The sequence below is a fragment of the Pseudomonas sp. GM84 genome, from assembly GCF_000282535.1.
Classification (GTDB): domain Bacteria; phylum Pseudomonadota; class Gammaproteobacteria; order Pseudomonadales; family Pseudomonadaceae; genus Aquipseudomonas.
On sequence record NZ_AKJC01000271.1, the window covers coordinates 1 to 8,044 of the forward strand.

6 protein-coding genes are annotated in these 8,044 nt (G+C 65.2%); all 6 read left to right on the top strand.

All coding sequences use genetic code 11. From position 1 onward, the window contains the following. The first annotated feature begins 320 nt into the window (after nt 1-320). The 6 genes from hutU to hutH (PMI38_RS20595) all read left to right on the top strand — a co-directional run bounded on the left by hutU (nt 321) and on the right by hutH (PMI38_RS20595) (nt 7,934). A complete protein-coding gene (hutU, locus tag PMI38_RS20570; RefSeq protein WP_008098123.1) occupies nt 321-2,000 on the top strand; it encodes a urocanate hydratase in 1,680 nt (559 codons plus the stop codon). Between the two features lie 175 nt (nt 2,001-2,175). Next, a complete protein-coding gene (locus tag PMI38_RS20575; protein ID WP_008098125.1) occupies nt 2,176-3,144 on the top strand; it encodes an ABC transporter substrate-binding protein in 969 nt (322 codons plus the stop codon). A 26-nt stretch (nt 3,145-3,170) separates the two neighbouring features. Next, nucleotides 3,171-4,022 (top strand): ABC transporter permease, encoded by an 852-nt coding sequence (locus PMI38_RS20580; RefSeq protein ID WP_008098126.1) that lies wholly within the window; start codon nt 3,171-3,173, stop codon nt 4,020-4,022. Then, nucleotides 4,019-4,849 carry a quaternary amine ABC transporter ATP-binding protein gene (locus tag PMI38_RS20585; RefSeq protein ID WP_008098129.1) on the top strand — a complete coding sequence of 277 codons (831 nt, stop codon included), beginning with the start codon at nt 4,019-4,021 and terminating at the stop codon, nt 4,847-4,849. The genes PMI38_RS20580 and PMI38_RS20585 overlap by 4 nt, the downstream gene beginning before the upstream one ends. An 8-nt stretch (nt 4,850-4,857) precedes the next feature. Next, the gene (gene hutH / locus PMI38_RS20590) at nt 4,858-6,381 is read left to right on the top strand and encodes a histidine ammonia-lyase (RefSeq protein ID WP_008098131.1); all 1,524 of its coding nucleotides are present in this window, start codon (nt 4,858-4,860) and stop codon (nt 6,379-6,381) included. A gap of 20 nt (nt 6,382-6,401) precedes the next feature. Then, nucleotides 6,402-7,934, top strand: coding sequence for a histidine ammonia-lyase (hutH, locus tag PMI38_RS20595; RefSeq protein ID WP_008098133.1), 1,533 nt, complete (start codon nt 6,402-6,404; stop codon nt 7,932-7,934). Nucleotides 7,935-8,044: the final 110 nt, after the last annotated feature.

Sequence of the window (8,044 nt, forward strand, 5' to 3'; positions counted from 1 at the left end):
GCCGGCGATAGGGCCGGAACAGCCAACCCAAGAGTTACCCGGTAACGCTTCCAAACGGAGCAGCCTGTTACCGATCGCCCCAGGATGGCGCAATGCCGTCAACCCTCTGATCCACTCCACCAGCCCCGCCCCAGATTTTTTTCCTGCCTCCAGATCCCCGGTTTTTCTGGGCTGTACCCCTTTCCCATCCCCCGCAATGCACCCCCGGTCGGCTACTTGGCAATTCAATTGCATATGCTTGTATGTACAAGTAAAGCCAAGTGCGCGAAAGTGGATAGGCCGTCCCCATTCGCGCTGTACGCACCCGAGGAGCACTTTTCGTGACTGACAACAAACTGAACAAATTCCGTGACGTCGAGATCCGCGCCCCGCGTGGCAACAAGCTGACGGCCAAAAGCTGGCTGACCGAAGCGCCGTTGCGCATGCTGATGAACAACCTCGACCCACAGGTTGCCGAGAACCCCAAAGAACTGGTGGTTTACGGCGGCATCGGCCGCGCCGCGCGCAACTGGGCCTGCTACGACAAGATCGTCGAGAGCCTGACCAACCTCAACGACGACGAAACCCTGCTGGTGCAGTCGGGCAAGCCGGTCGGCGTGTTCAAGACCCACGCCAACGCCCCGCGCGTGCTGATCGCCAACTCCAACCTGGTACCGCACTGGGCCAACTGGGAACACTTCAACGAACTGGATGCCAAGGGCCTGGCCATGTACGGCCAGATGACCGCCGGCAGCTGGATCTACATCGGCAGCCAGGGCATCGTCCAGGGCACCTATGAAACCTTCGTCGAGGCTGGCCGCCAGCACTACGGCGGCAGCCTCAAGGGCAAGTGGGTACTGACCGCCGGCCTCGGCGGCATGGGCGGCGCCCAGCCGCTGGCCGCGACCCTGGCCGGCGCCTGCTCGCTGAACATCGAATGCCAGCAGAGCCGCATCGACTTCCGCCTCGATACCCGCTATGTCGACGAGCAGGCCACCGACCTCGACGACGCCCTGGCACGCATCGCCAAGTACACCGCCGAAGGCAAGGCGATCTCCATCGCCCTGCACGGCAACGCTGCAGAAATCCTGCCGGAGCTGGTCAAGCGTGGCGTGCGCCCGGACATGGTCACCGACCAGACCAGCGCCCACGACCCGCTCAACGGTTACCTGCCAGCCGGCTGGACCTGGGAGCAGTACCGCGACCGTGCGCAGACCGAGCCGGCTGCCGTGGTCAAGGCCGCCAAGCAGTCCATGGCCGTGCACGTGCAAGCCATGCTGGACTTCCAGAAACAAGGCGTGCCGACCTTCGACTACGGCAACAACATCCGCCAGATGGCCAAGGAAGAGGGCGTGAGCAATGCCTTCGACTTCCCAGGTTTCGTCCCCGCCTACATCCGCCCGCTGTTCTGCCGGGGTATCGGTCCGTTCCGCTGGGCTGCGCTGTCGGGCGATGCCGAAGACATCTACAAGACCGACGCCAAGGTCAAGGAACTGATCCCGGACGACGCTCACCTGCACCGCTGGCTGGACATGGCCCGCGAGCGCATCAGCTTCCAGGGCCTGCCGGCGCGTATCTGCTGGGTTGGCCTGGGCCTGCGTGCCAAGCTGGGCCTGGCGTTCAACGAAATGGTGCGCAGCGGCGAGCTGTCGGCGCCGATCGTGATCGGCCGCGACCACCTCGACTCGGGTTCGGTGTCCAGCCCCAACCGTGAAACCGAAGCCATGCAGGACGGTTCGGATGCCGTGTCCGACTGGCCGCTGCTCAATGCCCTGCTGAACACCGCCAGCGGCGCTACCTGGGTGTCCCTGCACCACGGCGGCGGCGTCGGCATGGGCTTCTCGCAGCACTCTGGCATGGTGATTGTGTGCGACGGTACCGATGAGGCGGCCGAGCGTATCGCCCGCGTGCTGACCAACGACCCGGCCACCGGGGTGATGCGTCATGCCGATGCGGGTTATCAGATTGCGATTGATTGCGCCAAAGAGCAGGGGTTGAACCTGCCGATGATTACTGGCTGACAGGCCTTTGGGGCTGCGGTGCAGCCCATCGCCGGCAAGCCGGCTCCCACAGGGTTCAACGCTGTACAGGTGGGAGCTGGCTTGCCAGCGATAGGGCCGCAAAGCGGCCCCCGATCGGCCATTTTTCCTTGCAAGGACTGCCGATTTCCACTTTCAAGTTTGGGAGCGTCACGCAATGAAAACCAACAAGACCTTGCTTGCCTCGCTGTTCACCCTTGGCCTGCTCGGCGTTGCCGGCACCAGCCAGGCGGCTGGCTGGTGCGAGTCCGGCAAGCCGGTGAAGTTCGCCGGGCTGAACTGGGAAAGCGGCATGCTGCTGACCGACGTGATGCAATTCGTATTGAAGAACGGCTACGGCTGCGAAACCGATAGCCTGCCCGGCAACTCCATCACCATGGAAAACGCTCTGGGCACCAACGATATCCAGGTCTTCGCCGAGGAGTGGGTAGGCCGCAGTGAGGTCTGGAAGAAGGCCGAGGCCGCCGGCAAGGTAGTCGGCGTCGGCGCCCCGGTGGTGGGCGCGGAAGAAGGCTGGTACGTCCCCCGCTATGTGATCGAGGGCGACCCCAAGCGCAAGCTCGAAGCCAAGGCACCGGACCTCAAGAGCGTCGCCGACCTGGGCAAGTACGCCAGTGTCTTCAAGGACCAGGAAGAGCCGAGCAAAGGCCGCTTCTACAACTGCCCGGCCGGTTGGACCTGCGAGCTGGACAACAGCAAGATGCTCAAGGAATACGGCCTGGAAAGCAGCTACACCAACTTCCGCCCTGGCACCGGCCCGGCACTGGATGCCGCGGTACTGTCGAGCTACAAGCGCGGCGAGCCTATCCTGTTCTACTACTGGACCCCAACCCCGCTGATGGGCCAGGTCGACCTGGTCAAGCTGCAGGAGAAAGAGGGTGTGGACAAGTCGGTGTCGATCAAGGTCGGCCTGTCCAAGACCTTCCACGAACAAGCCCCCGAACTGGTGGCGGTGCTGGAGAAGGTCAACCTGCCAATCGACCTGCTGAACCAGAACCTGGCGCGCATGACCAAGGAGCGGATCGAGTCGCCCGCACTGGCCAAGGCGTTCCTCAAGGAACATCCTGAAGTCTGGCAGGCCTGGGTCAGCGAAGATGCTGCCAAGAAGATCAACGCGGCGCTTTGAGCGTCCACAGCTGATGAGTGGATCCTATGTTTCCTGACAACCTGACATTCTCCATCGCCGACTGGGTCAATGGCTGGGTCGACGCCCTGGTGACCAACTACGGCGATGTGTTCCGGCATATCTCCGACACCTTGCTCTGGGCCATCGTCAGCCTCGAAGGCGCGCTGCGCGCTACCCCGTGGTGGCTGATGCTCGGTGTGGTGGCCCTGATCGCCTGGCACGCCACCCGGCGCATCCTGCCGACCCTGGTCATCACCGGGCTGCTGTTCCTGGTCGGCGCCGTCGGCCTGTGGGACAAGCTGATGCAAACCCTGGCACTGATGCTGGTGGCCACGCTGATCTCGGTGCTGGTGGGCATCCCGCTGGGCATCCTCTCGGCCCGCAGCAACCGCTTGCGCGCGGTGCTGATGCCGCTGCTGGACATCATGCAGACCATGCCCAGCTTCGTGTACCTGATCCCGGTGCTGATGCTGTTTGGCCTGGGCAAGGTGCCGGCGATCTTCGCCACGGTGATCTACGCCGCGCCGCCGCTGATCCGCCTCACCGACCTGGGGATTCGCCAGGTCGACGGTGAAGTGATGGAAGCGATCAACGCCTTCGGCGCCAACCGCTGGCAGCAACTGTTCGGTGTCCAGCTGCCGCTGGCGCTGCCAAGCATCATGGCCGGCATCAACCAGACCACCATGATGGCCCTGTCGATGGTGGTGATCGCCTCGATGATCGGTGCGCGTGGCCTGGGCGAGGACGTGCTGGTCGGTATCCAGACCCTCAACGTCGGCCGCGGCCTTGAAGCCGGCCTGGCCATCGTCATTCTCGCGGTGGTGATCGACCGCATTACCCAGGCCTATGGCCGGCCACGCCATGAGGTGAGCAAATGAGCACGCAGGCGATCAGCAAGATCGAAGTGAAGAACGTCTTCAAGATCTTCGGCGACCGCGCCGACGAAGCCCTGCAGTTGATCCGCAACCAGCAGAGCAAGGAGCAGGTGCTGTCGCAGACCGGTTGCGTGGTGGGGGTCAACGACCTGTCGCTGTCCATCGGTAGCGGTGAGATCTTCGTCATCATGGGCTTGTCCGGGTCCGGCAAGTCGACCCTGGTGCGCCACTTCAACCGCCTGATCGACCCCACCAGCGGGCAGATCCTGGTCGATGGCGAAGACATCCTGAAGTACGACATGGAAGCCCTGCGCGAATTTCGCCGGCGCAAGATCAGCATGGTGTTCCAGAGCTTCGGCCTGCTGCCGCACCGCAACGTGCTGGACAACGTCGCCTATGGCCTGAAGGTGCGCGGCGAGAGCAAGCAGCTGTGCGCCGAGCGAGCCATGCAGTGGATCGAGACCGTGGGCCTGAAGGGCTACGAGAAGAAGTACCCGCACCAGCTGTCGGGCGGCATGCGCCAACGCGTCGGCCTGGCCCGGGCGCTGGCGGCGGACACCGACATCATCCTCATGGACGAGGCGTTCAGCGCCCTCGACCCGCTGATCCGCGCCGAAATGCAGGACCAGCTGCTGGAGCTGCAGAAGACCCTGCACAAGACCATCGTGTTCATCACCCATGACCTGGATGAAGCGGTGCGCATCGGCAATCGCATCGCCATTCTCAAGGACGGCCGCCTGATTCAGGTCGGCACGCCCCAGCAGATCCTTCACAACCCGGCCGACGAATACGTCGACCGCTTCGTCCAGCGCCGCGCGATCGCGGTATGAGGAGCCCCATGTCGCAAGTTGCAACCGTGGTCATCACCGGCGCCGCGCTGCGCTGGCAGGACATCGCCGCTGTGGCCCGCCATGGCGCGCGCCTGGAGCTGGCGCCGCAGGTCTGGGCGCGCATCGACAATGCCCAGGCCATCGTGCGCCACATCGTCGACAGCGGCGAGCGTGCCTATGGCGTCAACACCGGGCTTGGCGCGCTGTGCAACGTGTCGTTGCAGGGTGAGCAGCTCGCCGCGCTGTCGCGCAACACCCTGCTCAGCCACGCCTGCGGTGTGGGCCCGGCGCTGCCCGACGAGCAGGCCCGGGCGATCATCTGCGCGGCCATCGCCAACTACAGCCACGGCAAGTCCGGCATCCAGCGTGGCGTGGTCGAGGCGCTGCTGGCGCTGCTCAACCACGGCATCACCCCGCAGGTGCCGTCCCAGGGCTCGGTCGGCTACCTGACCCACATGGCCCATGTCGGCGTGTGCCTGCTGGGCATCGGCAAGGTCAGCTATCGCGGGCAAATCGTCGAGGCCGCCGAAGCGCTGGCCGCCGAAGGCCTTGAGCCGGTTCAGCTGGGCGCCAAGGACGGCCTGTGCCTGGTCAACGGCACGCCGTGCATGACCGGCTTGGCCAGCCTGGCGCTGGACGACGCCAGCCGCCTGCTGCAATGGGCCGATGTGATCGGCGCCATGAGCTTCGAAGCCTTGCGTGGGCAGATCGCCGCCTTCGACCCGGAAATCATCGCGCTCAAGCCGCACCCGGGCATGCAGGTGGTGGGCGAGAACCTGCGCGCCCTGCTCGAAGGCAGCGAAGTGATCGCCGCCAGCAAGGGTATCCGCACCCAGGACGCCTTGAGCATCCGCTCCATTCCGCAGGTGCACGGTGCCGCCCGTGACCAGTTGGCCCACGCGGCCCGACAGATCGAGGCGGAACTCAACGGCGCCAACGACAACCCGCTGTTGCTGGGGACCCCGGACGACTTCCGGGTGGTGTCCCAGGCCAACCCCCACGGCCAGTCGGTGGCCATGGCCGCCGACCTGCTGGCGATCGCCATGGCCGAGATCGGCTCGATCGCCGAGCGGCGCCTGGACCGTCTGGTCAACCCGCACGTCAGTGGCCTGCCGGCATTCCTGGTCAGCAACCCTGGGGTCAACTCGGGCATGATGATCGTCCAGTACGTCGCGGCCTCGCTGTGCGCGCAGAACCGCCAGCTGGCGCAACCGGCGGTGCTCGACAACTACGTTACCTCCGGTCTTCAGGAAGACCACCTGAGCATGGGCACCAATGCCGCGCTCAAGCTGCACCAGGTGCTGGAAAACTGCACCCAGATTCTGGCCATCGAATACCTGCTGGCCGCCCAGGCCTTCGAATTCCTCAAGGCGCAGCGCTTTGGCGCGGGTACCGATGCTGCCTGGCGCTTGCTGCGCGAGCAGGTGCCGGCCTACCTTGAAGACCGCTGGCTGGCCCCCGACATCGCTCGCGCCGCCGCGCTTCTGAAAGCTTCGCAAGGGCCGCAGCCAGTGCTGCCGGCACTGCGCTGATCACGCAAAGGAGTCTGAACATGGAAGCTTTGAATCTGGTTCCTGGCCGCCTGACCCTGGCCCAGCTGCGCCGTATCCACCTGGCCCCGGTGCAGTTGAGCCTGGATGCGAGTGCCGGCGCGGGCATCGACGCCAGCGTTGCCTGCGTCGAGCGGATCATCGCCGAAGACCGCACGGCCTACGGCATCAACACCGGTTTCGGCCTGCTGGCCTCGACCCGTATTGCCAGCCATGACCTGGAGAACCTGCAGCGCTCGCTGGTGCTGTCCCACGCCGCCGGCATCGGCGCGCCGCTGGACGACGCCATGGTGCGGTTGATCATGGTGCTGAAGATCAACAGCCTCAGCCGCGGCTTTTCCGGCATCCGCCGCAAGGTCATCGATGCACTGATCGCCCTGGTCAATGCCGAGGTCTACCCGCACATTCCGCTAAAGGGCTCGGTGGGCGCTTCCGGTGACCTGGCGCCCCTTGCGCACATGTCGCTGGTGCTGCTCGGCGAAGGCAAGGCGCGGCATCGCGGCGAATGGCTGTCGGCCAACGAAGCCCTGGCCGTGGCCGGGCTCGAACCGCTGACCCTGGCAGCCAAGGAGGGCCTGGCGCTGCTCAACGGCACCCAGGCATCCACCGCTTACGCCCTGCGTGGTCTGTTCCAGGCCGAAGACCTGTTCGCTGCCGCCATCGCTTGCGGCGGCCTGACCGTCGAAGCTGTATTGGGCTCGCGTTCGCCGTTCGATGCACGCATCCATGATGCCCGTGGCCAGCTGGGCCAGATCGACACTGCAGCGTGCTTCCGTGACCTGTTGGGTGAGTCCACCGAGGTGTCCCAGTCGCACAAGAACTGCGGCAAGGTCCAGGACCCGTATTCGCTGCGCTGCCAGCCGCAGGTCATGGGCGCCTGCCTGACCCAGTTGCGCCACGCCGCCGAAGTGCTGGGTATCGAGGCCAACGCGGTGTCGGACAACCCGCTGGTGTTCGCCGCCGAGGGCGATGTGGTATCTGGCGGTAACTTCCATGCCGAGCCGGTCGCCATGGCCGCCGACAACCTGGCCCTGGCCATCGCCGAGATCGGCGCGCTGAGCGAGCGGCGCATCTCGCTGATGATGGACAAGCACATGTCGCAGCTGCCACCGTTCCTGGTGGAAAACGGCGGGGTCAACTCCGGCTTCATGATCGCCCAGGTCACAGCGGCAGCCTTGGCCAGCGAGAACAAGGCCCTGTCACACCCGCACAGCGTCGACAGCCTGCCGACCTCGGCCAACCAGGAGGACCATGTGTCCATGGCCCCGGCGGCCGGCAAGCGGTTGTGGGAGATGGCCGAGAACACCCGTGGCGTGCTGGCCATCGAATGGCTGGGCGCCTGCCAGGGCCTGGACCTGCGCGAAGGGCTGAAAACCTCGGTGAAGCTGGAGCAGGCACGCCAGGTACTGCGCCGCGAGGTGCCGCACTACGACCACGACCGCTTCTTCTCGCCGGATATCGAGGCGGCCAGTGCGTTGTTGGCCGAAGGCAAGCTGACCGCGCTGCTGCCGGCTGGCGTGCTGCCAAGCCTGTAACATTGGGGGCAGCTGTCTTGCCTTGGTTTTCAAAGCCTGCGCAATCCCTGTGGGAGCGGGCTTGTCCCGCGAAGCAGGTGCTGCAGTGGATGGCACCGGCTTCGCCGGTG

Excerpts from the sequence above, each read along its gene's own strand:
- PMI38_RS20575 (WP_008098125.1), top strand. The coding sequence starts at position 2,176 with ATGAAAACCAACAAGACCTTGCTTGCCTCGCTGTTCACCCTTGGCCTG.
- PMI38_RS20580 (WP_008098126.1), top strand. The coding sequence starts at position 3,171 with ATGTTTCCTGACAACCTGACATTCTCCATCGCCGACTGGGTCAATGGC.
- PMI38_RS20585 (WP_008098129.1), top strand. The coding sequence starts at position 4,019 with ATGAGCACGCAGGCGATCAGCAAGATCGAAGTGAAGAACGTCTTCAAG.
- hutH (WP_008098131.1), top strand. The coding sequence starts at position 4,858 with ATGTCGCAAGTTGCAACCGTGGTCATCACCGGCGCCGCGCTGCGCTGG.
- hutH (WP_008098133.1), top strand. The coding sequence starts at position 6,402 with ATGGAAGCTTTGAATCTGGTTCCTGGCCGCCTGACCCTGGCCCAGCTG.